The sequence below is a fragment of the Prosthecobacter sp. genome (genome assembly GCF_044222565.1).
Taxonomy (GTDB): domain Bacteria; phylum Verrucomicrobiota; class Verrucomicrobiia; order Verrucomicrobiales; family Verrucomicrobiaceae; genus Prosthecobacter.
Map to the genome: position 1 here is coordinate 547,762 of NZ_JBGANA010000001.1, position 24,264 is coordinate 572,025.

21 protein-coding genes are annotated in these 24,264 nt (G+C 62.1%); 6 read left to right on the forward strand and 15 right to left on the reverse strand.

The annotated features are described in order from the left end of the window. Positions 1–44: 44 nt before the first annotated feature. Together ACILSR_RS02175 and ACILSR_RS02180 are read left to right on the forward strand one after the other, a co-directional pair. Positions 45–236, forward strand: a complete 192-nt coding sequence (locus tag ACILSR_RS02175) for a DUF5397 family protein (protein WP_395748079.1) — start codon at positions 45–47, stop codon at positions 234–236. A 4-nt stretch (positions 237–240) separates the two neighbouring features. Continuing rightward, positions 241–528, forward strand: a complete 288-nt coding sequence (locus ACILSR_RS02180; protein ID WP_395748080.1) for a virulence factor — start codon at positions 241–243, stop codon at positions 526–528. Between the two features lie 12 nt (positions 529–540). On the opposite strand, the gene ACILSR_RS02185 is transcribed toward ACILSR_RS02180, so the two are convergent. Continuing rightward, positions 541–900: a cupin domain-containing protein gene (locus ACILSR_RS02185; RefSeq protein WP_395748081.1), complete on the reverse strand. Its 360-nt coding sequence runs from the start codon at positions 898–900 to the stop codon at positions 541–543. Positions 901–1,060: 160 nt separating this feature from the next. Here ACILSR_RS02185 and ACILSR_RS02190 point away from each other — a divergent pair, with 160 nt between their 5' ends. From ACILSR_RS02190 to ACILSR_RS02200, 3 genes are all read left to right on the forward strand, one after another. Beyond that, positions 1,061–3,766, forward strand: a complete 2,706-nt coding sequence (locus tag ACILSR_RS02190; protein ID WP_395748082.1) for a hypothetical protein — start codon at positions 1,061–1,063, stop codon at positions 3,764–3,766. A gap of 27 nt (positions 3,767–3,793) precedes the next feature. Next, a complete protein-coding gene (locus ACILSR_RS02195) occupies positions 3,794–5,479 on the forward strand; it encodes a hypothetical protein (RefSeq protein WP_395748083.1) in 1,686 nt (561 codons plus the stop codon). A 120-nt stretch (positions 5,480–5,599) separates the two neighbouring features. Continuing rightward, the gene (locus ACILSR_RS02200) at positions 5,600–6,046 is read left to right on the forward strand and encodes a hypothetical protein (protein ID WP_395748084.1); all 447 of its coding nucleotides are present in this window, start codon (positions 5,600–5,602) and stop codon (positions 6,044–6,046) included. Between the two features lie 327 nt (positions 6,047–6,373). Here ACILSR_RS02200 and ACILSR_RS02205 read toward each other — a convergent pair whose 3' ends face one another. The 8 genes from ACILSR_RS02205 to ACILSR_RS02240 form a co-directional block, all read right to left on the reverse strand. Beyond that, the gene (locus tag ACILSR_RS02205) at positions 6,374–8,197 is read right to left on the reverse strand and encodes a heparinase II/III family protein (RefSeq protein ID WP_395748085.1); all 1,824 of its coding nucleotides are present in this window, start codon (positions 8,195–8,197) and stop codon (positions 6,374–6,376) included. A gap of 17 nt (positions 8,198–8,214) precedes the next feature. Next, complete coding sequence (locus tag ACILSR_RS02210; RefSeq protein WP_395748086.1) at positions 8,215–10,410, reverse strand: bi-domain-containing oxidoreductase; 2,196 nt, start codon at positions 10,408–10,410, stop codon at positions 8,215–8,217. A 366-nt stretch (positions 10,411–10,776) separates the two neighbouring features. After that, positions 10,777–12,147, reverse strand: coding sequence for a hypothetical protein (locus tag ACILSR_RS02215; RefSeq protein WP_395748087.1), 1,371 nt, complete (start codon positions 12,145–12,147; stop codon positions 10,777–10,779). 7 nt (positions 12,148–12,154) lie between these two features. Continuing rightward, the gene (gene larB / locus ACILSR_RS02220) at positions 12,155–12,913 is read right to left on the reverse strand and encodes a nickel pincer cofactor biosynthesis protein LarB (protein ID WP_395748088.1); all 759 of its coding nucleotides are present in this window, start codon (positions 12,911–12,913) and stop codon (positions 12,155–12,157) included. Further along, entirely contained in the window at positions 12,910–13,710 is an 801-nt protein-coding gene (gene larE / locus ACILSR_RS02225; RefSeq protein ID WP_395748089.1) for an ATP-dependent sacrificial sulfur transferase LarE, read from the reverse strand. The genes larB and larE overlap by 4 nt, the downstream gene beginning before the upstream one ends. After that, on the reverse strand, positions 13,707–14,441 hold the full coding sequence (locus ACILSR_RS02230) for an exosortase-associated EpsI family protein (protein ID WP_395748090.1): 735 nt from the start codon (positions 14,439–14,441) through the stop codon (positions 13,707–13,709). Before ACILSR_RS02230 ends, larE begins: the two co-directional genes overlap by 4 nt. Continuing rightward, positions 14,438–15,406, reverse strand: a complete 969-nt coding sequence (locus ACILSR_RS02235; RefSeq protein WP_395748091.1) for an exosortase/archaeosortase family protein — start codon at positions 15,404–15,406, stop codon at positions 14,438–14,440. The genes ACILSR_RS02230 and ACILSR_RS02235 overlap by 4 nt, the downstream gene beginning before the upstream one ends. Then, positions 15,403–16,248: a class I SAM-dependent methyltransferase gene (locus tag ACILSR_RS02240; protein ID WP_395748092.1), complete on the reverse strand. Its 846-nt coding sequence runs from the start codon at positions 16,246–16,248 to the stop codon at positions 15,403–15,405. Before ACILSR_RS02240 ends, ACILSR_RS02235 begins: the two co-directional genes overlap by 4 nt. Between ACILSR_RS02240 and ACILSR_RS02245 the strand changes: the two genes are divergently transcribed. Beyond that, complete coding sequence (locus tag ACILSR_RS02245) at positions 16,247–17,290, forward strand: glycosyltransferase family 9 protein (RefSeq protein ID WP_395748093.1); 1,044 nt, start codon at positions 16,247–16,249, stop codon at positions 17,288–17,290. The two genes, ACILSR_RS02240 and ACILSR_RS02245, sit on opposite strands and share 2 nt — an antisense overlap. A gap of 80 nt (positions 17,291–17,370) precedes the next feature. On the opposite strand, the gene ACILSR_RS02250 is transcribed toward ACILSR_RS02245, so the two are convergent. Genes ACILSR_RS02250 through ACILSR_RS02275 form a run of 6 tightly spaced genes read right to left on the reverse strand, consistent with a single transcriptional unit; the run spans position 17,371 to position 24,007 of the window. After that, complete coding sequence (locus ACILSR_RS02250) at positions 17,371–18,105, reverse strand: class I SAM-dependent methyltransferase (RefSeq protein WP_395748094.1); 735 nt, start codon at positions 18,103–18,105, stop codon at positions 17,371–17,373. Further along, positions 18,102–19,256: a glycosyltransferase gene (locus ACILSR_RS02255; RefSeq protein WP_395748095.1), complete on the reverse strand. Its 1,155-nt coding sequence runs from the start codon at positions 19,254–19,256 to the stop codon at positions 18,102–18,104. The genes ACILSR_RS02250 and ACILSR_RS02255 overlap by 4 nt, the downstream gene beginning before the upstream one ends. Beyond that, positions 19,253–20,422 carry a glycosyltransferase family 4 protein gene (locus ACILSR_RS02260; RefSeq protein WP_395748096.1) on the reverse strand — a complete coding sequence of 390 codons (1,170 nt, stop codon included), beginning with the start codon at positions 20,420–20,422 and terminating at the stop codon, positions 19,253–19,255. The genes ACILSR_RS02255 and ACILSR_RS02260 overlap by 4 nt, the downstream gene beginning before the upstream one ends. After that, a complete protein-coding gene (locus ACILSR_RS02265) occupies positions 20,419–21,117 on the reverse strand; it encodes a methyltransferase domain-containing protein (protein ID WP_395748097.1) in 699 nt (232 codons plus the stop codon). The genes ACILSR_RS02260 and ACILSR_RS02265 overlap by 4 nt, the downstream gene beginning before the upstream one ends. Further along, complete coding sequence (locus tag ACILSR_RS02270; RefSeq protein WP_395748098.1) at positions 21,114–22,649, reverse strand: hypothetical protein; 1,536 nt, start codon at positions 22,647–22,649, stop codon at positions 21,114–21,116. Before ACILSR_RS02270 ends, ACILSR_RS02265 begins: the two co-directional genes overlap by 4 nt. A gap of 5 nt (positions 22,650–22,654) precedes the next feature. Then, positions 22,655–24,007, reverse strand: a complete 1,353-nt coding sequence (locus ACILSR_RS02275) for a flippase (RefSeq protein WP_395748099.1) — start codon at positions 24,005–24,007, stop codon at positions 22,655–22,657. Positions 24,008–24,264: the final 257 nt, after the last annotated feature.

Sequence of the window (24,264 nt, forward strand, 5' to 3'; positions counted from 1 at the left end):
CAAATCAGAATTGCGACCTCCGGCGACTGAAGCTATCCTAAGCCATGGAAACCCTGAACCCAGCGCCTACGCCCGCCGATCTTGTGGGCAGTTACCGTAGCTTTGGCGAGTTTGGTCCAGTGTACCAAATTACCAGCAGGGTCAACGGTCAGAAAGTGCACGTCGTCGTCGTCGAGACAGGTGAAGAGCTTGACTACCCGATCGACCAAGCCCTTCAGGATCCTGCAGCTCAGTAAAAGCATGTTTGCCATCGCGTTCGATCTTGTAGTCGCAGATGCTGTTGAACACCACCCACGCGGTGTTACAGCCGCTTACACCGACATCAGCAACACGCTGAAGAAGTTCACTTTCGAACGCATCCAGGGCAGCGTTTACGTCACCGAAAAAGATGACATGGCAAACTTGTTTGCCGCGTTGCTTGCACTCAAATCACTCCCCTGGTTTGCCAAAGTCGTGCGCGATATTCGTGGCTTCCGCATCGAGAACTGGAGTGACTTCACGCCGATCATCAAGGGTACTACCCCCTGAAGATCGCCCCCCTCACTCAAACTCCGTCTCCCGGTCCGCCGAAGAAAAGCAGATCACCATCTCCGCATCCACGCCATCCAGCGCCCTCGCATTGTGCCACTGCCCCGCTGGAATCGAGATCGTATCCCCCGCGTTCAGCACATATTTTTCTGCCCCCAGGCTGTGCTCCAGCCTGCCCTTCAGCAGGTGCAAAATCTCATCGCAGTTCGGGTGCCGATGCCGTGGATTCGTCTGATCCGCCGGAATGATCACATGCCCAAACGTCATCGTCGTTGAGTTCCCCATTTCCCGCGACGCCAGCCACGTGAGTTTTCCCCACGGCTGATCAATCAAAATGCCTTCATCAAAGGTGCGTACAGGAGTGCTGGCCATGATGCCTGCCACGATTCCCCGCCGCACCCTTTTGGCGACTGATTTCTGCGTTCTGTCAGCGAGGTAAGTTGTTTGTAAAGCACCGCCTCGCGCATTGCTTCCAGTTATTGAAACTCTATCGTGACAGTGTTCGCAGATTTGAAAGTCACACGCACCTGTCATGCATCCCGCATCACTCTCTTCCCGGTCTCCGCGCTCTTCGCCTGATCTGCTGCCGATCCTCCTCGCCGTAGGGCTTTGGATTCTGTTCGCGGCCACTGCCATGGCGGCCGATCTCCCCCCTTATCGCAGCCTGTATGTCGATCAGTCCGCGCATCCGGACTCCCGCTCTCTTGCCGCCTTTGACCTCTCCATCTTGAGTCCCCACGCCGAGCTTGAAATGGAGCCCGTCCACGCGCTGGGAAATCACTGCTTCGCCCATCTCGACATCGCCCATTTCCAGACCGGCTCCCATGCCGCCATGCTCAGCGCCACCCGCCAGGTCTCGTCAAAACCCTCCGCCTCGGACGCAACCACCCGCATCGTCGATCACTCCGATCCCCAGTGGGCCTCCTGGGTCATCGAAGCCCTCGCCGATCCCGCCGCAAAGAAAGGCTTCGACGGCTTTGTCCTCAGCTTCGGCAGCGAAGCCTCCACCCCCTCCGCCCGCGTCGCCGTTCTCACCCTCGCCGCCTCGCTCCGCCAGCGCTACCCGGACAAGCACCTCCTGCTCGATCTCCGCCTCGGCCTCGGCAGCGAAGCCGCCACCGTCGCCAGCGGCTTCCTCGCTCTGGGCGTTTACACCCGTGAAGGCCGGGACGGCACCGTGGACTGGACCCCCATCGCGGAAACCCAGCGTCTCACCCGCCTCATCCGCACCGTGCAGATGCAGGGCATGCGCGTCATGGCTGTCGATTACGCCGCCGCAGATGACCGCGCCGCCTGCCGCGAGGCCGCACAGCGTCTCTCCAGTATCGGCGCCCTCCCCTTCATCACCACCCCTGCGCTGGACGGTTTCAATCTCGGCCCTCTTGAGGAAGCCTCACGCCGCGTGCTCGTGCTCCACGGCTGGGATGAAAAACACGTCGGCGAGCCAGCCCCTCCCGCCGCTGCCACGGCGACCTCACGCCTCATGCGTCAGTCGCTCGAATGGCTCGGCTGCGAGCTCGACTTCCGCACCGCCTCCGGCCCAGACTTCCTTCCTCACGATCACGCCTTCGCGGCCGTCATTCTCGACTCCGGCCTAGTCCTCAGCACCGTGCAGCAGCAAACGCTCGCCGAATGGCTCCCATCCCTTCGCGCCAAAAAAATCCCCCTGCTCCTCACCGGCATGCCATGGACGGACGGCACCGCACGCCAGCTCGCCATGCAGCATCTCAGCCTCGGCGGCCGCGCCCAGCCCGCTTCCCACCTCGCCAAGACAAACGTCGTGGCCATGGACTCCACCCTCCTGCGCGTCAATACCCGCATCACCTCCCGCTCCATCGGCTTCCTCGATCTCCAGGCTCCTTCAGACGCCCGCATCATTTTGGCCCTCCATGGTCGCGATTCCATGGGAGCCGAGCATCGCTTTGATCAGGCCTTCCTCGCCAGCTGGGGCGGTGCTTGGATCGATCCCATCGCCGAGGCCGCCACCTCTCAGCTCGATGTGCCAGCCTTCCTTGCCCAGTGGCTCGGTTCAGACCACGCCTTCCCGGTCCCAGACACCACCACCCGCGAAGGCCGCCGCGTCTTCTACAGCCACATCGACAGCGCCGGCTTCTCCACTCCTTCCACCCTTCCAGGCTTCCCTCTCTGCTCCGAGGTCATGCGCGACCGCGTTCTCAGCCACTGCCAGTTCCCCGTCACCGTTTCCGTTTGCGAGGCAGATGTCCGCGCCTGGTTCCCCGGCCAGCAGGCCGATGAAGCCCCTCAGCTCGAACACGTCGCCCGCAGCTTGTTTGAAATGCCGCAGGTCCAGGCCGCATCCGCCTCCTTCTCCCGTCCCTCTCAGTGGACTGCTGGCATGGACATCACCAGCACGCTCAATGAACGCGCCCAGACCACCCGTCACGACATGCCCCGCGAGATCGCCGGCTCCATGAGCTACATCCACCGCCGCCTCCTTCCCGTTGGCAAGTCCGTGAACCTCATGCTCTGGCCTTCCAATGCCTCTCCCACCGCGGAGGCCCTGGACTACTGCCGCTCCATGAATGTCGAGAGCCTGCCCGCCTCATCCAGCGCCGATCCCCTCTCCTCCGTTTCCTTCCACTCCCAGCGCCTGGAGCCCCTCGCACTGCGCTGCAGTTTTGCCGATGTGCGCACGGAGGCTGGCACTGCTTCTCTGGTGAAAAAAATCGACGCATGGTCTGCCGAGCCCCTGCACGCCATCACCGCCGCCGCCTATGCCGCCAGCCTGCGGGATGCACGCCACACCCGCATCCTGCGCGCCGCCGCGGACCACTGGATCATCCTCAATGCCGGCGACTGCCGCACGTTCCGCCTGCCCGCTACTGTCGGCATCCCGGACATGGCGCGCAGCCAGGGCGTCACCGGTTACACTGTGCATCAGGGCCAGCTCTACGTCCACACCATGGGAAAGGCACGCACCGAGCTTGTCCTCAGCAAAAGCAAACCCGTTCAGCATCTCCACCTCGCGGAATGCAGCACCACTGTCGAGTTCCTCGAGCTCACCCCGCGCCGCGCCACCTTGCAGGTCTGCGCACTGCGTCCGGTGGAGATCGTGCTTGGCGGCTTCGAGCCACGCGGTTTGTGCGCCTACCTTGAAAACGGCCGTCCTTACACCGCACACGCGGACGCCAGTGGCATGGTCCGTCTCGAGATCGCCTGCCGCTCCACCGTCTCCCTCCAGTCCCTGCCGCCTGCCACTCAGGCAGCCATGCGCTGATCTCCCTCACTCTTTTCTTCAGCCCGCATGTCACGCAGCTCCCGCCAGGCTCTCCTGCTCGTCTTTTTCTACTCCATGCTCGCCGCAGCCTGGGGTTGGCGCCTGCTTGCACCCGATGGCTCGCCGCTTCCGGAGACCTCCGTGCTGGATGCCACACGCACCACCATCGCCAGCAGCCTCGCACTTGCACCTCGTCATCTCCAGCAGGCAGCCATCCTTCAGCTCGCCACTCTGCCAGACCCCCAGCTTGAGTCCCTGCGCACCTGGCTCAAAGCCGTGCCCGAGCAGCGCCTTCGTCAGCTCACCGTGCAGCAGGGCCCCGTGCACACTCCCTGCCCGCTCCATGCCGCCCTGGTCTTTGCCGAGCTGGCAAATCCTGCCGCTCCGTTCTGCGATGACAGCCACCTTCTCATCTCAGCCTGCGGAGACAGGCTGGACGAATCCCTCAAGATCGAAGCCCTCGAGCTTATCGCCTCCCAGGCCATCAGCTCTCATGAAATGAATCTCGCCGTGGAAATCCACGAGCGCGTCTGCACTTCTCCCGCCGCCACTTGGCAGAATCTTTTGCGCCTCACGGAGGCCTCACGCCTCGCCCGCCGTCCCGCAGCCGCCTTGCGCGTCGTCAATGAATGGCTCGAAGCGAAATCCTCGCGCCTCAGCGACCACCAGCGCGAATCCGCACTCGATCTCCAGATCGCCCTGCTCCTCGAAGGCACCCGCTACGCTGAAGCCAGCCGCATCTCGCTCGATGCCCTCCGCGCTCTCCAGCCCTCGGACGCCGTCCCCCTTCGCCATCTGGAGCGCGCCCTCCTCGCCACCCGTGCCGCCGGAGAATCCGCTGAACTCCTCCCATGGATCGAGCGCCAGCTCCGCACCTGCCCGGAGCATCGCCTCTCGCTGTCAGACCTCTCTTCCGGCAAAGGCATCACCTCTGGCTACCGCCGCTGGCTCCGCGAAGGCGCCTCCATCGCAGATCTCAATCATCAGACCAGCATCGCCTGTGAGCTTTTCTTCCGCCTTGCCGCCATCGGAGAGACTCACGTGCTCGCCCGCCTCCAGGCTCTGGCGCCTCAGCTCGGGCGCGGCAAAGAACTCGCCGAAGTCCTCACCCGCCTGCAGAGCCGTTTCACCCCGTTGCAGGTTGCCCGCGCTTTGGCAGACGGAGACTCTCCTGCTGCCGCACGCTCTCTCCTCGTCCCCCATCTCCGCTCATCTCCCGAAGATCGCGAAGCCTGGCGCCTCCTCACTCAGATCGATGTCACCCAGCGCGGAGAATCCGCCGCCCCCATCCTGTGGGAGGGCTTTCTCAAACACTTCCCGGATGACGTCCCCGCACTGCAGCATCTCGCGCAGCTTCAGTTCGCCGCCGCCCAGTATCCCCAGGCCCTCGCCACCTTGCAGTCCATTCCCAGCGCTCAACTGGACGCTGCTACCCTGCGTCGCATCTCCCTCCTTGCCACTCACCTCGACGACATTCCCGCCGCCCATCGCGCCCAGCAGCTCCTCATCTCCTCCGCCGCGCATCCCGCTGTCAGCGATGTCCTCGCTCTCGCCAGCATCAGCCTCCACCATCCCGACTCCATCACTGCGGACGCTTCCCGGAATGCCGCATTCGCCAAACTCCCCGTCGGCACCCCTTTGCACAAATCCCTCACCGACGCTCCTGCCACCGGCAAGGTCACGCAGTTCAGCACCGCCGTGGAGGCAAAGTAAAAAAATAACAGGCAAGCGGCCAACGCTGCCTCTCCGCCGTCCGGGCAAGGTGACAAGCGTTTTAAGAGTGAATCTAAACACCGCGGTTGATTCATCCCGACGCGGCATCACGTTTGGCGCATGAATCTCCGCCACGTCTTCCTGTTCAGCCTCCTCGTCATCATCACCGCAGGCTGCAGCTCTCTTCCGCGCGATGAATACGGCCGCCGCCAGTACTACGAGCGCCGTCTGCACAGCCTCGAGCTCCCCGTCACCCGCGCGCGTTTGTACAAAACACTGCGCCCGGCTTCATCCGCGCAACCCACCGGCCGCATCGGTTCCGGCCTCCTCACCGGCAGCGAGTTCTATCGCCTCGATGACATCTTCGTCGTCGAAATGTCCGTCGTTTACAAAGCTGTCGCTGGCATCGGCGACTACCTCAATCCCGCCCCCACCATCGGCGGCCAGGTCCGCTCCATCCTGGACGCCTCCCAGAGTCTCGAAAATCTCATGGACCGCGGCACCCCCGAGCACCCCTCCGACATCATCCAAAAAGCTCGCATCGTCAAAAGCCCCGCAGGCTACTGACCCCGCCGTCGCATAGCCCCCGACGACAAGGCGAATGGCAACCGCCAAAAAAACAAAGCGACAATTACGGCCGCCTCATTTTTTACCAATACCACATCATACCACAGTAAACCAAAACCGATTATCCTCAGCATTCTTCACGACTCCCAATCCACCTCTGGAGAAATCTTTTTACCCCGAAATATTTTTACCCTTCCCCCGGATCTCCTCCCCATTTCTCCCTCTTTCGGCAAATCCTCCGCCCTCCTCGTCATTCGTCCCAAAAAACAAAAAAGCGCAGGAGAAACTCCTGCGCCCAACACCCTTCTTCATCACACATCCCCCCACTCACCCCGCCATCCGCCAGATCGTCGTCAGCGTCCCGCGAAACACCACCCTCACCGCCTGCGCCGTCACCTGCTCACGAAAATGCGGCGACACCTCTCTCTCCACGATCTCCCACGCCTCGATCGCATCCCCGTTCAGCATCCCATGCACCGGAATAGACTCCGCATGCCGGCACACAAACCCATTCTTCCGCTCCTTCTCGATCAGCCACCCCGGCGCCAGCTGCCAAGTCACCACATGTGCCGCTCCCTGTCCCACATCATCGCAGATCTCCACATGATCCTGCATCACATGCACCGCCCGCTGTGTCTGCATCAGCCGCTGCCCGCCTCCGTTAAAGCTCATCACACAAATCTCCCCGCTGATTTCGATCCTGGGCTTCTCATGATGCCTCGCCCATAAAAACGCCCCCATCCGCTGCGGCGCGGAGCGTCCATCTGCCGGCACCGGCCCGTTGTGCGCCTCCCACGACGCCAGCTTTGCCCTCAAGTTTGGATTCCCGTAATAAGCACCCGTTCCAGGATCAATGATGAGCGCGTGCTGCTCGAACCACAGCGACACATGCAGCGCATCCAGATGCCCGTGCGCAGCCATGCTGCCGAGGCCCAGCGGAGACGCGTCTGCTCTCGCCGTCCATCGCGCGTCACGCCACAGCGCCATCCCGCTTTCCTCATGCACCAGCCACTTGCTGCGCATCCCAGCCTTGATGCCTTTCGGCGGTTCCCGCAGCCAGAAGCGCAGCACCGCACCATCCGCGCGATTGAGCAGCCACCCTCGAAACTCCGCCGCGGCATTGCTGCGCTTCAGCGCCAGCGGCAGCACCTGCGCGTCGTCTGAATCTCCAAAATCCCAGCACTCCGGCGCTTCGACCACATCCACAAAATACTGCGCCGCTTTCGTCAGCCGCTCCAGCACCTCAGCCTTGAAGCCCCCCGCTGCCAGCCCCGCATGCCAGCACATCTCCCATGCAAACAGGTGGTAGTGCAACGCCTGCTCCTTGTTGCCGCCGTCGCTGGCAAACTGCTGCAGGATCTCATGCTCCAGCAGCTTCATCACCTCATCTTCAGGGCGGATCATCCGCGCGAGCGAAGGCCAGCGCGTCACCGCCATCACCAGCGCGCTCAACTCGCCGATGAGATGGTTGTTCGCCGATGAACCAAACGATTTCCGCTTCCACACCCACCACGCATGCACCGGCACGATGCGCGCGGTGAGTTCATCCTGCCTGCGCGCCAGTTCGGGGTCGTTGCAGCCGCGCACCAGCGCGTCAAACCAGCAGAAATTCATGAGCCGCAGCGCGGCCTCCAGCGGGCTTGTCCAGTTGATGCCCATTCCAGGCGTGTTGCGGTCGCACCAGTCTTCCAGCCAGAGCTGCGAAACCCGGATCGCGTGCACATCCCCATTGAGCGCGCTGTGCATCGCCATGCGCGTCATCTCGCTCCACCGGTTGATCTCCCAGATGGCGCGCGCATCCGCATCATCTGGCAGATTCCGGTGATCCAGCTTGTAGGCCGGCGTTTCAGGATCAATCACCGCCCCCAGCGTCGCATCGCGGTGCCAGCATGGCGGCGCTCCCACCTCCACCCTCTTCCATCCAAACAGCTCCCACTCGCCGCGCATCAGCTGTTCCGCATCCGCCGCCAGCTGCTTGCGCAGCTCCGGCGGCACACGGTCCCGCCAGGGCAGTTTGGGAAAGTCTGTGAAGCTGCCGTCCCATCGCTTTTTCGAAACGCGCTTCAGCGCCGCAACCTCGTTCCGCCGGCTCACACGCTCGACCACGCGGTGCGCGATCTCACCCACGCTCATCGCGCGCAGCCGCTGCATGTACCATCCCAGGCCCATCACAGATCGATGCTTCTTCCCTCGCGAATCGACTCCAGCACCGCAAACGTCAGCCGCATGCTCTGCCTGGCCTCTTCATACGGCAGTGGATGCCCGGCTCCGCCTTTCAAAAAGGCCAGCCATGCCGCCATCTCCTCCGCGTGTCCTTTGGAGACATGCTTCGTCACCGTTTCCTTCCGCTTTTTGAAAATCGAAAGCTTCATGAAGTTCACGCACTCGATCACTGTCCCGCTCGCAAACACTCGAAACACTTCCTTCGGGAAGGCGGAATCACCTTCCCCGGAATAAATCACCTGCGCCGACGACCCGTCCGCAAACTCAATCTGCGCCGTGACCGAATCCGGCACCCTCGGCCGACCCACCGTCTGCGCCGTCACCTTCACCGGCCTTCCAAGCACATGGCAGGCAAAGTCAAAGAAGTGACACGCCTCGCCCAGCACCCGCCCGCCGCTTTCAGCCACGTTCGCATACCAGTGATCCGGTGCCAGCGCACCGGCATTCACCTGGAACGCCAGGGTCTTTGGACCAGAGATCGTCCTCAGCGCCTCCATCATCTCCACCGTCGCAGGTGCAAACCGCCGGTTAAATCCCACCATCACACTGCCCTGAGACTCGGTCATCGCGCCGTCAATCTGCGCCAGTTCCTCCTGCGTGAGACACAGCGGCTTTTCCACGAACACCTGCTTCCCGCCTTGCAGTGCCTTCAGTACCATCGGCGCATGCAGATGATGCCGCGTCCCGATCATGACCGCGGCTTCGTGATACAGGCTGCCAGCCTGTTTCGATCCCTCAAGCTCGCCACCCGTTTCACGTCCCAGCACCTTCGCAGCATCCGTCTCAGCCTTCGCAAAGCCAAACTTCTCCTTCACATGCCGCGCCGAAAGTCCCGTCCCGTTCACGATCGTGCCCAGCGCAATTTTCCCTTTCACGTGCGGCAGCAGCATCGTCCTCGCAAAATTCCCTGCCCCAATCACATCAAGCGACCCAACGCCGTATTGTAGTACCGCCTTTCCTGTCCTCCGTAGCTCGCGGAGCGGAGGAGGAAGGCGGTCCGGGACCTCCGCCGCACCCAGCTCTTTCGCACCACCAGCCGAATACTCAATCACCACCCCCAGCTCGCTTTGCAGCTGGTCATACACACCCAGCACATCCCCAAACGCCACCCTGCGTGTCGTCACCGGCTTCAGATCCAGCTGCCCCGTCCGCATCAGTTCCAGGCACGCCTCAAAGTTCCGGTTCTCCGTCCACCGCACATGCCCGATCGGATAGTCCTGCCCGCCCCACTCATACTGCGGGTCATACCGTCCCGGCCCATAGCTCCGCGAGTACCGCACCTGAATGTCCTTGATGTAAGCCGTCTTCCAAGACAGCTCCGCATCATAGATCCCCACGATCACCATCACACCGCGGTCACGCAGGCACGCGATCGCGCTGTCCGCCGCCTCACGTCCTTTGCCACCCACGCACAGCAGCACCGCATCCACCCCGTGCCCCTCCGTCCACGCGCGCACTTCATCTTCCAGCTTTGACTGCGCCGGATTCACCACTCGCTCCGCCCCCATAACACGGGAGGTCTCCAGTCGCGCAGCCACAAAATCCACCGCCATCACCCGTGCACCTGAGGCCCTCAGCAAACTGGTCGCCAGCAGTCCTACCAGACCCTGCCCCATCACCAGCACACGCTCACCCAGCCGTGCCCCGCTTTGGCGCACCGCCTCCATCGAGATCGACCCCAGCGTCGTATACGCCGCCTGCCAGTCTTCCACCCCTTCGGGAATCCGCGCCGCCAGCAGATCCGGAACCGCGATCACCTCCGCATGAAACGCACACTCGGCGCCACCACATGCCACCCGGTCTCCCACACGGAAGCGCGAGTTCAGCTCATCCACCGCCATCACCACACCCGCCGCCGAATACCCCAGCGGCGTCGGCGACTCCAGCCTGTTGCGCACCTTCTCCATCGCCGCCTTCCACCCCAGCGTCTTAGCCGTGTCGATCACCTTCTTCACCTGATCCGGCCGCGCCTTCGCCTTCTGCAGCAGCGACATCCGAGCCTGCTCCACCTTCATCCGTTCCGTCCCCGGAGAGATTACCGAACACGTTGTCCGAACCAAGATCCCCCCCGGTGGCGCCACCGGCGCCGGCACCTCCTGCAGTTCCAGCCGTCCATCTTGATATTGCGCGAGTTGTTTCATTTGAGATCAATCATAAAGGCAATGCGGCAAACCAACCTTCAGATTCTCCGCAGCTTCTGTTCATTCATCATCAGCCTTCCTGAACACCCAGCCCCATTCATAAAAATTCGCGGAGATTCGTGCCCATTCGCGTTGGAAATATCCGCAACGGTGAGGCCACCACGATGCCTGAAAAACGAGTTCCCATTCGCCTCCATACGCATCTCAACCATCCGGATGGCGGAGCCGTCCCAGCCTGTAGCGAGGGGTTGAGCGCAGCGACACCCCTCGAACGCAAAGCCCCCAACAAACATAAAGGCGATCGCATCGCGTAGCGATGCCAGCACTCTCGTCCCATCCGCATTCTAATTGGCTGATGCCTCTCGGTTACACCGCGGTCTCTTTTGCGCCCAGCTTCGTCACCAGCCACTTGTGCTTCCCCGCGCTGGTCTTCTCCACTTCCTTCACTTCAAGCAGGGTCAGCGTGAAATCATCCCCCAGCTTCTTCATCAAGCCCGCGCGCATGCTTTCCATGCCGCTGCTCTGCCACTGCGGCCCTGGTTGGAAGCGGCACTCCACCACGCCTTCACGGTCCTGGAAAAACTGCACCGCCAGCAGCCCGTCAAAAACCCGGTCATGCATGTTGATCGCCGTCAGTGAGATTCGCCGCCCCGTCCCGCTCACCAGAAACTCATAATCCCGCCCCACGATCTCCGTCACCACCCCGTTCGTCACCTTCGCATAGTCCCCCGTCCGATACCGGATCAGCGGCATCACATGATTGTGAAACGATGTCCCGATGATCTCCCGGTTCCCCTCCGCATCCGCGTCCCCAAATTCGACGAAGCCATACGTCGGCCAGAATTGCAGCTCATTCGACTCCCGCCCCTGCGCCGCCAGCACCACGCGCTCACTGTGCCCGTACCAGTGAAACACCCGCGCGCCAAAAAAGCCCTCCAGATAACGCTGCGACTCCGAGCTCAGCTTCTCCGAGCCACACAGCAGCGATGTCAGCTTGAACCCCAGCCTCTGCCCCGTTTGCTCCAGCCCACGCGCCAGCATCAGCGCTGCGCTCGGGTACGCATGCAGATGCTGCGGGCGAAACCGGTTCAGCGCTTCCACATACTCCGGCAGCCGCTCCAGGGTCAGATGGTACGAAGACAAAATCAGCCAGTTCCTCGTCGCATCATAGTAACTGATCCCACCACCGGCCTTGCTTGACGTAACGCCACCACGAATCACCGCCACCCGGTCTCCCACACAGTACCCTCTACGCGACCACTGCGCCTCCAGATACGCCTGCTCCTTCGGCCGGCTCACTCCCTTCTGCAGATAAAACCCCACCGGCACCCCGCTCGATCCACCCGTGGTAATGTAAAGCCTCTGATTCGCCGCCACCTCAGGATTCACCATCCGCTCCCGCTGCAAAATCAAATCCTGCTTCGTCAGCAGCGGATACTCCGCCAGTTGCTCCAGCGCTTCAAACTTCGACGGATCACTGCCAAACCGTTCCGCATAAAACGGCGTCTTCGCCGCAGCCATCAGCGAGTCCCGCACCGCCGCGATCTGATATCTCCGGATCCTCTCCGCATCCCACTCCTGCACCTCCCGCGCCTCTTTCTGAAACCGCTCATACGCCGCCCCATGCCGCAGCGATGAAGGTATCGCCCGATACACCCGCCCCGCCAGCGACTTCACCGGCTGCGGCGCCGCCTCATAAAGTTTCAGCAGCGGATAAAGTGTGTCCTCCAGAGACATGATTTCATCATCCCTTCACCTGCATGTTCAGCACCCGCAACGCCGCCACCGCCGCCCCAAAGCCATTGTCGATGTTCACCACTGTAAGCCCGCTCGCACAAGAGTTCAGCATGCCCAGCAGCGCCGCGATCCCGTTCAAATTCGCCCCATAGCCAATGCTCGTCGGCACCGCAATCACCGGCACCGCCACCAGCCCGCCCAGCACACTCGGCAGCGCTCCCTCCATCCCCGCTATCGCAATGATGATGCTCGCGCTCCGCAGATCATCCAGTCTCGCCAGCAGCCGGTGCAGCCCCGCCACTCCCACATCAGTGAGACGGTTCACCCGCACCCCCGAAAACTCCAGCGTCTGCGCCGCCTCTTCCGCCACTGGCAGGTCCGACGTCCCCGCACACACCACTGCCACATGCATCGGCTTAAACTCACCCTGCATCTGCCCGATCCGATACAGCCGGGAAACCTCGTCATACACCCCGTCAGGAAATCGCCGCGCCAGCATGCCCGCCATCTCCGCCCTCACCCGCGTGGCCAGCGCGCACCCATGCGCCACCACCAGGCTCGTCAGCGCATCCGTGGTTTGCGCCAGCGTTTTCCCCTCGGCAAACACCGCCTCGGGAAACCCCTGTCGTATCACCCGGTGCGTGTCCGCCAGCACCTGCCCCGCCTCCACAAACGGCAGCGTCCGCAGACGCTCCAGCGCCGCTTCAGGGGCCAGGATGCCCTCGCTGACCTGGGCCAGCAGATCGCTAAGCTTCGCTTCGTTCATGCAGCACGCGCTTTGAGTACTTCGTTCATGCTGCCAGACCGCAGCCCCGCCAGATCAAGCGTCACATAGATATACCCCACGCCACGCAGCGCCGCCGTGATCGCCTCCCGCTTCTGCAGCGCACGCATCAGCTCCGCCTCCGGCACCTCAAGCCGCGCCACATCGCCATGATGCCGCACCCGCAGCTCGCGAAATCCCAGGTCATACAGCGCCGCCTCCGCATGCTCGATCTGAGAAAGCAGTTTCGGCGTCACACTCGTCCCATACGGCACACGAGACGCCAGACACGCCGCCGCAGGCTTGTCCCAGTTCGGCAGCCCCAGCGATTTCGCCGTGTATCGCACATCCTGTTTGCTAAACCCATGGTCATGCAAAGGGCTGATGATCTTCAGCTCCCGCGCCGCAGCCCGCCCCGGCCTAACATCCAGCGTGTCCTCTGCGTTCATCCCATCCAGCACATGCTTGATCCCGTGCTCCTCCGCAAACTGCCGCAGCGCTCGGTACACATGATCCTTGCAAAAATAGCAGCGGTTCGGCGCATTCGCCTGGTACTCCGGATCGCTCACCTCCGCCGTCGGCAGCATTTCAATCCGCGCCCCCAGCTCCTTCGCCAGCGCGATCGCCTCCTCCTTCTCGCTCTGCGGCAGGCTCGGCGAGACCGCCAGCAGCGCCACCACGTTCTCCGCCCCCAGCGCATCCAGCGCCACCTTCAGCACCACGGTACTGTCCACACCGCCCGAATAGGCCACCGCCACGCGGCCCAGCGATTGGAGATAAAATTGGAGTTTTTGAATCATAAGGTTGTCATCAGGTCTTTTTGAAATCGCGGTGCCAGGCTCCGAATCAGCGAAAGAATCATCTCCACCGTTTCCGCATCATTGCGCCGCCGCTCACCGCTGAACTGCGGTGCAAAATTCTCCGTCACCCGCGCCATCACCGAAGGATACGCCCAGCGATGGTTCACATTCCGCAGCACGCTGTCCCGCATGCTCAGGAACTGCCTCTCCAGATTGCTCGGCGTGCTCAGGTCATCTCCCACAAACCAGTACACATAATGCGCCCGCAGCGGCTGCTTCGTTCCATCATTTTGCAGCACCACACTTTCGATCGCCAGATCCTTCACTCGCAAAACCGCCCCCGAAATCATCTTCACCTCCCGCACCGTCGAGCTCGTGATCGTCCATCCCTGCCCGTCCAGGCACACTTCCGGCCTGTGAATGCTCCGGCTGTCATTCCCCGCGATCACCAGCGAAGCATGCGCCACATCTCGATTCTCCACCGACCTCCCCGGCGTGCGATACTTCCGCTTCACAATGATGGTATCGGCTGGCAGCAGCTCACGCTCACGCTTTCTCTCTTCGATCTCCTTCTCGCTCGGTGCCTCCGTGTCCGCCACAAAGCTTCCCGCCACCAGCGGCAGCTCCGCCAGCACTCCGGCCTTCTCACCGCCTTTGGCCTGCGGCGAAAGCTGGCACAGCAGCACCGTCATCCCGCACAGCATCAAAAGAATGACAGCACGCACGATCATGACACAGGCGCCACCACTTGGCGTGATACAGTCTTCGTGCGCTTGAAGCCCAGCCCGCCGCACCAGCGGTTCAGCACCCAGGACGCAGCCTGCAGCAGCAGCAGCGCCACCAGAAACACCACGATCCCGGTAAGCTCATGAAACGCCGAGCCCTCCTTCTCCGTCGCACCACCAATCGCCCACTTCTGCCCGAACGCCATCGCGGAGAAAATCAGGATCAAAATGCGCACCATGTTGGCCAAAATGGCGATGGGAAGGATCGTGCTGAAAAGCGCCAGCCTCCGCCACAGCACCCGCTGGCGGAAGTAGCTGAAGAGCGCCCCCACCACCAGCAATGCAAACAGCGACCGCATGCCCGAGCACGGCGCCGCCACCCCCACACTGAAAAGTTCCCCCGCCTTGCGCCCAAGTTCCAGGTTCGGCATGGACTGCAGCGCCGTGCCGGAGATCAGCGACTCCACGCCGATGCCATTCAGCACAAATCCCGTGCTCTTCACCATAAGCAGCCGCATCTGGTACCCGATGCTCTCCTCCAGAAAAGGCAGCGGCCACATGAAGCCCAGCATCAGCCACGCAAACAATCCCGCGCGGCTCCGCTGCCTGCCTTCCAGCCAGAGTGACGCACCCGCAATCAGCATCATGATGCCGCAGTAGCCGCTGTAAAAATGATTGGCCCGAAATCCCGCGAAGTAGAAAAACAGCGCCATCACCACCAGCACCAGTCCCCATCGGCTCGAAGACGCCGGCATCTGCGCCATCTCCTTCCTCCGCAGCCACATCAAATACCCCGCGATGAACGGCATCAGCGCACCATGCTGCCACGTGGCGTCACCCCAGCGCATCAGCATCTCCGCCACAATCGTGCGCCGGAAATGCCCATACCCCGCCGCATACGGCTGCACCGCCATCAGCAGCACAAGGCCCGCAGCCACCAGGCACCAGGAGATTACATGTTTTCGGCTCATTCGGCAGTTTTTCGAAATGCACAGCGCAGGATGTCGCCAAATCCCAGCGCGCACAGCACTCGCTTCATCGGCTCTTTCCACGGCTTCCCTTCATTGATGGCAAACGTGCGCCGATACTCCACCCCACAGCGCTCAAATCCACAAGCCTCCACCAGCCGCTTCAGGCTCGCGGCGGTGAAATGATTCAGATGATGATCCAGCACAAACTCCCACCGCAGTCCCCTCAGTCGCCTCACATGGCTGCCCCAGTTCGGCACCTCGAGCACCAGCAGCCCGCCCGGTCGCAGCTTGCGCTCGATCTCCGCCAGCGTGCTACTCGGCTCAGGCAGATGCTCCAGCACATGAAACATCGTCACCACATCCAGCGAGCCATCCACAATGCTTTGCGGCATTGCACGCCCTTCCATCCATTCGATCTCAGGGTGATGCGCCTGCCCATCCACCACCGCCTTGTGGCTGTCCTCCAGCACCATCGCCGAATAGCCCGCTGCATTGGCGGCCAGCGCCGTCTTCCCAATGCCACCACCAAAATCAAGCAGCCGCCCTCCGCTCATGAATCGCCGCACCGTCGCGATGCGATCTCTCTCCGTCGCTGTTATTTGCAGCGGGTAGCTTTGCGCAGGCTGATGCGCCGGATCGTAGTAATCGCTGCCCTCATACGGATCACGCCATGTCGCACGGTCCGCAAACACGAGACCGCACGCGCAGCGCCACAGATGGCACACTCCCGCCTGGCCGATTTCCGTTTCGGCCTCAGCGCTGCATGAAGGGCACAAAGGAGCCGCGCTCATCACACTAGTCGTTGCGCGCCCATCAGGCGCGATGGTAGGGTTTGCCAGCATGACGCTGCTTATCTTTAAAGTGAATCAACTCGGCGACAACGTCGTGTACCTCCCCGTCGTGCAGTCGCTCGTCGCCGCGCATCCGGACTGGCGCATCATCGTGCTTACGAGCCCCGCGGCCGCACGGTTGTACGAAGTCTGCTGCCCGCAGGTCGGCCTTCGTGTGTTTGAGACCACGAAGTTCAACAGCGCCTGGCGCACGCCTTGGCATCTCGCGCGCATGGCCGCAGATCTGCGCGCTCTGAAGCCGGACGCCTGCCTGCTTGGCGATGACCAGGGCAATGTCGCGCATCTTCTTGCTCGCTTGAGCGGTGCGCCCCTCTGCGTCGGCCCCCAGACTCCGCACGTGAGGGTGAATTCCCTTCTCCATCACCGCGAGCCGGTTCTTGGCGATGAATCCGTCGCTGCACACAACTGGCGCATCGCCGCTTCTCGTTTTGCTTTGCCGCAGAGCATGCCCGCTCCAGATCTCCGCGCCTTCGGCAGCGATTCCTCGCAGGCCATCGTCATTCATGCCGGCGCCAGCCGCGAGTATCAGCGCTGGCCTTTGCATCACTTCATCGAGCTCGCAAACCGACTCGCCCAGACCCATCCCGTGCGCTGGATCTCGCAGGGTGAAGATGTCGGCCTGCATGCCTCGGTGCAGCAGGTGAAAACCACCACGCTGGACGATCTCGTTCGCGTCCTCGCAGGCGCGCGCCTCTTTGTGGGAAACAACTCCGGCCCCATGCACATCGCGGCTGCGGTGGGCACTCCCGGCGTCATCATCGTCGGGCCTTCCTCGCCTCGCTGGGATCCTCCCTGGCACAGCGACCGCTTTGATCTTCTGCGCGAGCCACGTCTCACCTGCCAGCCTTGCGACACCGCCACGAAGCCCGTGAACCGCTGCCTGAATCTCAGGATGCCCATGGCCTGCATGAATCGCTGGAGTGTGGATGCCGTGCATGAACGTGTGGTCAGACCAGTTCTCGAAAAGATTGTCATTTTGACCGGCGAGCGCAGCGGTCCCAGTGGCAAGGCGGGAGCGCCGCCTGCTATTTGAAAATAACAGCCAAGCGACTAACGCAGCCAATGGGGCCGCTCCACCGTCCGGGCAATGTGACAAGATTTTTGAGAGTTGGTCTAAATTTTGCAGGCCATCGTAAATAGGTCCGGCTGCGTGCAGTGCAGATCAATGCCCCGCTCCTTCGCCGCTTCCCCATGGCGGATTTTCAGCAGCAGCCGCGCCAGGCGAAACACCACCAGCCCCAGCACATGGCGCATCCTCCCACCCATCGAGCTGCTGCAGTAGTGCCGCCCTTGCACGGAGATGTGGCTGAATCCGCACGCACGCAGGCATTGCGCCATGCTCGCCGGTGTCAGGCCGATCTCATGCGTGAAGTCGCCGTAACGGATCGCCGCTGACAGCGGGCTCTGCGCATTGAAGGTCAGCAGCCACAGTTCACCACCCGGCTTCAGCGCCCTCTTGGCGGCGAGGAGAAAGCGGATAAATTCATCCTTCGTGAAATGCTCGATGATGTCCTTCGCATGCAGCACATCATAAGCCGCGTTTTGCGCTTCCAGAAACGCGATCACGTCCTCCTGCACCCACGTGCGGGTCGGTTCGTTCTCACGCGCAATGGCCAGGTCCGCTGGCGAAAGATCCACCCCCGTGAGATTTTTAAATCCCTTCGCAGCCATCCACGCGAGCCACTCTCCTTTGCCACAGCCCAGATCCGCGATCGCGTTCTCCCGGTTCGCGGGCAGCGCATCATACGTGGCCTCATACTGAGCATGCTGCACCGCCGCATCCAGCGCCTTCTGGCCGCCAAAGGTCGCCGAGTAGTCTTGGTAAAGAATGTCGCGGTAGCTGCTCATGCGGCGATTTTTTCCTGAATGAATCCAGCCCATGCAGAGGCCACAGCATCATGGGTGTATTGCGTGCGCGTGCGTTCGAGCTGTCGCTGCGCCATCGCGCCGCCGTTCGTCATCACCTGACGCAGGCGCTCCGCTAGAGCCTGCGCATCGCCATGCGGAAAAATGGCATCCTCATCACCGATGACTTCGGGGATCGCACCACTGGTGGAGCCCAGCGTCACCACACCGCATGCCATCGCCTCGATCAGCACATGGCCGAACTGCTCTTCCCAGCACATCGTCATCGTATGCACCGGTTTACTCGCGAGCACGAAGACATCCAGGCAGCGTAAAAAATGAGGAATCTCAAAATGCGGTCGCGGTGGCAGCAGATGCAGCCATGCGCGCGACTGCTGCTGCTCCTTGAGCCAGCCTTCGAGCTTGCCCGAGCCAAGGATCGCAAGTTTCACGTTCTTCACGCTTTCGCACGCCTGCACCAGTTCCCTCAGTCCCTTCTCATCTGTCAATCGGCCGCAGTATCCCACGATGAAACCATCCGCGGGCAATCCGCACGCCACACGCAGGGCCGCCCGTTCTGCAGCCTTCGCGGGCTGGTGGTTCGCGGGATCCACCCCTAGCTGCGGCGCCACCAGCACATCCGCCGCGCGCGCACCATGCTTTTGCACCAGCAGCGCAGCCGCTTTATTGCCAGAAATGATGAAGTCAGTCATCGCGGTCATCGCACGATACACAGCAGCGAGCACCGACCCCTTCCAGCCCGGGCGCTCCACGTTCTCCCAGGTAAATTCGCCAAACAGCGCTCTTCGTTGAAGGAGCGCTTTCCAAAACCACGTCTGCCAGCAGACCAGCGCCCACGGCTCGTTCTCCACCAGCACCACATCAAATCTACGCGCGCGCATGACGTCTCCCAGCCCCTCGTAAACAAACGTGGTGTCCGTCTTCCCTCGCCTCGGCAGTCGGATGAGCTGGTAGCTGCGTGCAGGCGCATCATTCTCGTTGTCAAAGTCTGAGGAGGGGCGTCCCAGCACCATGCGCTGCTCCAGCGTGGACGTGACGCAGACCAGATCGAAATGCGCACCGAGCGCCTGCAGCTTCTTGCGATTTTCCAGCGCGGCATACGTGTGGCTGATCAGCAGCAGGCCCGGTTTCATGAGGCTTCCACCACTCCTTGATAGACTTGATCCAGCGCTTCGGCGTAGCCTTTCACATCCACGGCATCCACCGGCCCGGGCACCAGCTTGTGCCGTCCCACTTTGAGAAACTGCTCAATGATCGCAGGCATCAGTTCGACTTCCCATGGCAGCAGCACTCCGTTCACTCCGTCACGCAGGTACATCTCCTGGCCGTCAAAGGCGGTGAGCAGCAGCGGCAGCCCGCACGCGGATGCTTCGAGAGACACCAGCGAGAAGGTCTCATACGTGGAGGGAAACACGAACGCATCAGCCCCCGCATACCAGCGCTCGATGTCATCGCAGGGCGGTTGCAGGGAGATCCAGTCCCGCCAGCCCGGATATCCCGCATTCAGTTCAGGCGCGAGCTTTTGCTGAGCCTGTTCGCCTGCCCCCACCACCACAAAGCGCACTCTGAGTCCGCACTCATTTTCGGCATGCTCGCGGCACGCATGGAGCACCTGCACCGCCGTCCAGAATCCTTTGCGCCGGTAGTGCCCAGTGCTCGCAAACAGAAACACAAAATCATCCTTGCCCGCCTCCAGCTTCTGGCGCGTGGCTTCACGGTGCTTCTCACGCACCTCAGAATTAAAGCGGCTTCGGTCGAGAGCATTGGCCAGCACCTGAATCTTTTGATCTTCTCCGCCATGGTGTTCGATCCGCCTCGCCAGTGCGCGGGACACCGGCAGCAGCACCGACCAACCGGTCAATCCCAGCACCACAGACTCCTGGATCGTGACGCAAAATGTCAGCAGCCAGCGCGCGGCTTCTTTCCAGTGATTTGGCTGGATCAGCCCGAGCCACGTGCTGCTGTGAAAGTGCACCGAGATCACATCAGCTCCTGGAATGGTCGGCCCGCTCATATGAACAATATCCCAGGCTTTCCCCCTGCTTCTCTCCGCTTGCAGCCGGCACCACGCCGCAAACCAAAACCAATACGCTTCGAGCATCCCCAGCGCCTTCAGTCGTGGCAGCGTGCGCACCGTGGCGCGCACATCCACCACATCAGCCTCCTGGCACCAGATTTCGATCTGCCATCCTTTGTCCAGCAGGTGTGGCAGCGCACGCACCATGCTCTGCATTGCCGGGCTGCGAATCTGAAAGTGGGGGTCAATCCACAGCACACGCCGTTGCCGGGCCTCGGTCATGCGGACGTTTTTTGAAACAGGCCCAAAAGGCCATACGGCTGCCGTGCCTGACGCTCCTGAGGGCTCAGGTGCGTCTCGCTGTCCACCCACGCCACCGGCACAAACATGCCGTGCGCGGGCAGCCGTGCGCAGCGCAGCATTCGCTTCACCGTGCTCTGGATGAGAAACCAGTCATTGCCCATCGGCCTCATTCCGTGCGGCGCAAAGAGCGCGTTCAGTTCTTCTTCCACGTAGCCCTCTCGCACATGGTCCGGCTGCGCAAAGGGCTCCGGCGGACGTGGCACCGTGATCACGGCATGCCCTCCCGGTTTGAGGATGCGGCACATCTCCGCCGCCGCTTTTTCATGATCTTCGATGTGCTCGATCACCTGCGTGGACATCACCACGTCCACGCTTGCGTCCGGCAGCGGGATCGCCAGCAGAGACTCCTGCATGATCTGCACGCGTGGATCGCGCCCCGCGTTCGCTTGGAGCTTGCTGAAGTTTTCCGCATCGTATTCCAGCGCGATCCCCTTGCTGAATCCCAGCGCCATGGCGCGTCGCAGAAACTCTCCCGAACCCGCACCCCCGTCAAAGATCACACCCCTCATCGGCGTGCGCCGCAGCGCTCGTTCCAGGCAGGGCCATTCCGTCCGGTAGCGGATGGTGTTGAAGGTAAAGCAGAAGCGCCGGAGCGCTGGTCGCAGAAAATTCATACGAGGTGCGGGTGCGGCTGCGGATCCACCAGCGGTCGGCGTGCCTGCCCCATGGCAGGCTGCGAGCTTTTGCGTGCCGCCATCAGAGACTCACGCGAGATCACCACCACCGTGGAAAGGCTCATCCAGAACAGGATGTTGTTCGGAAACGTGCTCAGCACGCTCCCCCCGATCGCCGAGATCATCACCAGCGAGAAAGTGAGGGCGATCATGCGCGCGGCAAACTTCCGGCTCGCCGCTTCCTTCATGCTCCACGCCGTGCGGTGGAAGGTGCGTAGAACCAGGAAAAGCGTCAGCAGTGTACCTGCCAGCGCCAGCGCGCCGTATTTCACCAGGATCTCACTGACCGGATCGTGGTAGAAATACACCCCTGTGCCGTCCTCCCGCACTCCAAATCCAAACAGCGTCCACGCCGCCGGATTCATCAGCACGCTCGCAAAGCCCTGCACACGGTCCCAGTAGGTGCCCAGCACGATCATGTTGGCCAGAAACCCGCCGGAGGGTCCGGCCGAGGCCACCGCCACGCTGATGTCATCCAGCCTCGGCGCCAGCCATGGAGAAATGAGCACCAGGCCCACAAACGCGCCGACGCTCACCGTGTAGAAGACTCGTGTCCGTCCCACCTTTGCAAAGCACCATCCGCCCACCACCGCCAGCATGGGGATCATCATCGGCGTGCGGCTCGCGGACGCCACCAGCCCGGCGCTGTGAATGAAAAAGAACAGCACCGCCAGCGGCCTTGCCAGCACAGGCTTCTGCCCCGGCTTCTGAGAGCCAAAGCCCAGATACAGGCTCAGCACCGCCAGGCAGGCGCACACCACCGAAAGCGCGGTGGGGGAGTTCAGCGTCGAGAAGGCGCGCACCTGCCCCGAATACAACTGCTTTGCCTCCACGCTCAGCCCGCTCATCAGGTACTCGATTTCGAAATCAGCGAAGCCACACACCTGCTGCACCACCCCATAGATGGCCACCGGAGCAAAGGCAAACACCAGGAATCTCCAGATCTGTTGCACATCTTTGCTGGTATGAAACAGCACCGGCAGCACGAACAGCAGCAGGGAGTACAAACCATCGTTCGCCATCGCTTGCAGCACGCCGTTCACCCCTGCACCCGGATGTCTGGCCGCCGCCGCCCCCGCCAGCAGCATTAGCAGGATCCCGATGCCGAGCGCTCTCCAGTCTCGCATCGTCACCGGCCGGGAGTGCATCAGGCCGCCCACGATCAGCGAGGTGATGATGCCGCCAAACATCGCCGGCGTGATGCCCAGCACAAACGTCAGGTCGTCCTGCGTCACACGTCCACCGATCACCAGCAGCCGCTTCACCAGGTCATTGTATCCGCAGAAGGTCAGCCAGATGAAGAATCCCACCCGCGGCGAGATCAGGCAGAACACAAATCCTCCCACCAGGAGAAATCGGCACATCTCACCAATGGTGTTGCCACTGGTCAGCAGCACGGAGGCCATCGAATAGAGGCCGCCGAGCATCAGGAAAAGAATCAGCAGGATGACACCTGGATTACCGCGGTTCATGAGGTTCAGGGGGTGGAGCGACGGCGTCCGCGCAGCAGGCGTGCGCTCGTGTCCTGCAGCAGATGCGGCAGCCGGATGAAGCCGCGCATCATGAGAGTGGTCAGGTCTCGGGTCGCCGCCATCGCGGGCGTGCTTGCCAGCCATGCGATGCAGTAGGCGATCAGCGTGGCCCATGCGGCGCCGAGTCCGCCGTATTCAGGTATCCACAGCCAGTTGAGCAGCGCATTGATCAGCAGTCCCGCCACCACCGCGGGCAGGTTTGCCCACAGCCGCCCTTCGATCGTGAGGTACTGCGTCCTGGCCACTCCCAGCGCGAAGGGGATGAGCGCCCACGCATGCACCTTCAGCATCGCCACGGCGGGCTCGAAGGTCTCGCCAAACAGCAGCGCCACCAGCCATCTCGATGTCACGGCCACAAACAACGCGAGACCAAACGTCAGGGCGAATGATAGGCCAAAGTAGTCTGCCAGCCGGTCACGATAGTCGGCTGCCCCGCTCCGCTTGCGTTCGATCAGCGGCGGCATCATGAAGGTCGCCAGCATCATCGGCAGGAAATACGCCACTTCGGAGATGCGCACCGCCGCGCTGTAAAATCCGGCCTCGGCATCTCCCTTCATCGCCAGCACCATGATCGCATCCATCCGCAGCAGCATCAGCAGCGCAAACTGCGTTGCGATCTCAAACCAGGATTCACGCAGCAGCGCCATCGAACGCCTCTTCTCCCAGCGCCACGCCCGCCATCCGCCGCCGCAGCGCCGGTAGAAGACATACAGCATCACCACCGTGGCCAGACACTCGATGACATAAGTGAGCGCGAAGAACCACAGCGGAGCCTGCATCACCACGCCGGCCACAATCGCGATCATGCTGATGAGGAATCCGCCGAACTGGCACCACGCGGCGGCGTGCATCCGGCGGTCCGTTTCAAACCACGCCAGCACATCCGTGGCCGCATGCGCCAGCAGCACCACGCCGTAAATGAGCAGCAGCGCCGCATGCGGCGGTTCAAAGCACCACGCATACACCGCCAGCCCCGCAAAGAGAATCACGCCCGCCGCCATTCGTGTGTAAAAGCTGGAGCCCATGATGGCCGGATGGTCCGCCCCTTCATTCATCAGTTCGCGCACCAGCACCCGGCCCATGCCCAGTTCAGCCAGCGTATAAAGCAGCGAGACCAGCGCCAGGCTGGCCGCCAGTGCGCCAAATCCGGCGCTGCCCAGATGACGCGCCAGCACTCCGGTCACCACCACGTTGATCCCGAGCCTGAGAATGCGCAGCACCGCCGACTTCGAAAAGCCGGACACCATGCCATGCAAACCGCCGCGCGAATGCCGCGATGCCTGTGAGGATTGATTCATTCAGACTGTATTGTCAGAACCTGTTCCATCCCTGCCTGCTCACGTCCCAGTCCGCCAAACCCGGATAGTTCAAGAAAGCTCATTTCCGCCCTCATTCGGGACCTAAAAAGGTCCTTCTACCCAGCAAAAAATGCAAATATTCTGTCGCTGCATTCTTCTCATCGCCCCGCTCCACACCAGCTCCAACGGAGCTGCGGAATTCAGCCCAGGGTCAGCCGAGCCTTAGCGAGGCGACCCTGGGTTTCGACATACACGTC

Coding starts and splice junctions, on each gene's coding strand:
- ACILSR_RS02265 (WP_395748097.1), bottom strand. CDS start 21,117: ATGAATTTTCTGCGACCAGCGCTCCGGCGCTTCTGCTTTACCTTCAAC.
- larE (WP_395748089.1), bottom strand. CDS start 13,710: ATGATTCAAAAACTCCAATTTTATCTCCAATCGCTGGGCCGCGTGGCG.
- ACILSR_RS02175 (WP_395748079.1), top strand. CDS start 45: ATGGAAACCCTGAACCCAGCGCCTACGCCCGCCGATCTTGTGGGCAGT.
- ACILSR_RS02235 (WP_395748091.1), bottom strand. CDS start 15,406: ATGAGCCGAAAACATGTAATCTCCTGGTGCCTGGTGGCTGCGGGCCTT.
- ACILSR_RS02245 (WP_395748093.1), top strand. CDS start 16,247: ATGACGCTGCTTATCTTTAAAGTGAATCAACTCGGCGACAACGTCGTG.
- ACILSR_RS02195 (WP_395748083.1), top strand. CDS start 3,794: ATGTCACGCAGCTCCCGCCAGGCTCTCCTGCTCGTCTTTTTCTACTCC.
- ACILSR_RS02190 (WP_395748082.1), top strand. CDS start 1,061: ATGCATCCCGCATCACTCTCTTCCCGGTCTCCGCGCTCTTCGCCTGAT.
- ACILSR_RS02230 (WP_395748090.1), bottom strand. CDS start 14,441: ATGATCGTGCGTGCTGTCATTCTTTTGATGCTGTGCGGGATGACGGTG.
- ACILSR_RS02255 (WP_395748095.1), bottom strand. CDS start 19,256: ATGAAACCGGGCCTGCTGCTGATCAGCCACACGTATGCCGCGCTGGAA.
- larB (WP_395748088.1), bottom strand. CDS start 12,913: ATGAACGAAGCGAAGCTTAGCGATCTGCTGGCCCAGGTCAGCGAGGGC.
- ACILSR_RS02185 (WP_395748081.1), bottom strand. CDS start 900: ATGGCCAGCACTCCTGTACGCACCTTTGATGAAGGCATTTTGATTGAT.
- ACILSR_RS02270 (WP_395748098.1), bottom strand. CDS start 22,649: ATGAACCGCGGTAATCCAGGTGTCATCCTGCTGATTCTTTTCCTGATG.
- ACILSR_RS02200 (WP_395748084.1), top strand. CDS start 5,600: ATGAATCTCCGCCACGTCTTCCTGTTCAGCCTCCTCGTCATCATCACC.
- ACILSR_RS02250 (WP_395748094.1), bottom strand. CDS start 18,105: ATGAGCAGCTACCGCGACATTCTTTACCAAGACTACTCGGCGACCTTT.
- ACILSR_RS02275 (WP_395748099.1), bottom strand. CDS start 24,007: ATGAATCAATCCTCACAGGCATCGCGGCATTCGCGCGGCGGTTTGCAT.
- ACILSR_RS02210 (WP_395748086.1), bottom strand. CDS start 10,410: ATGAAACAACTCGCGCAATATCAAGATGGACGGCTGGAACTGCAGGAG.
- ACILSR_RS02240 (WP_395748092.1), bottom strand. CDS start 16,248: ATGCTGGCAAACCCTACCATCGCGCCTGATGGGCGCGCAACGACTAGT.
- ACILSR_RS02215 (WP_395748087.1), bottom strand. CDS start 12,147: ATGTCTCTGGAGGACACACTTTATCCGCTGCTGAAACTTTATGAGGCG.
- ACILSR_RS02205 (WP_395748085.1), bottom strand. CDS start 8,197: ATGCAGCGGCTGCGCGCGATGAGCGTGGGTGAGATCGCGCACCGCGTG.
- ACILSR_RS02260 (WP_395748096.1), bottom strand. CDS start 20,422: ATGACCGAGGCCCGGCAACGGCGTGTGCTGTGGATTGACCCCCACTTT.
- ACILSR_RS02180 (WP_395748080.1), top strand. CDS start 241: ATGTTTGCCATCGCGTTCGATCTTGTAGTCGCAGATGCTGTTGAACAC.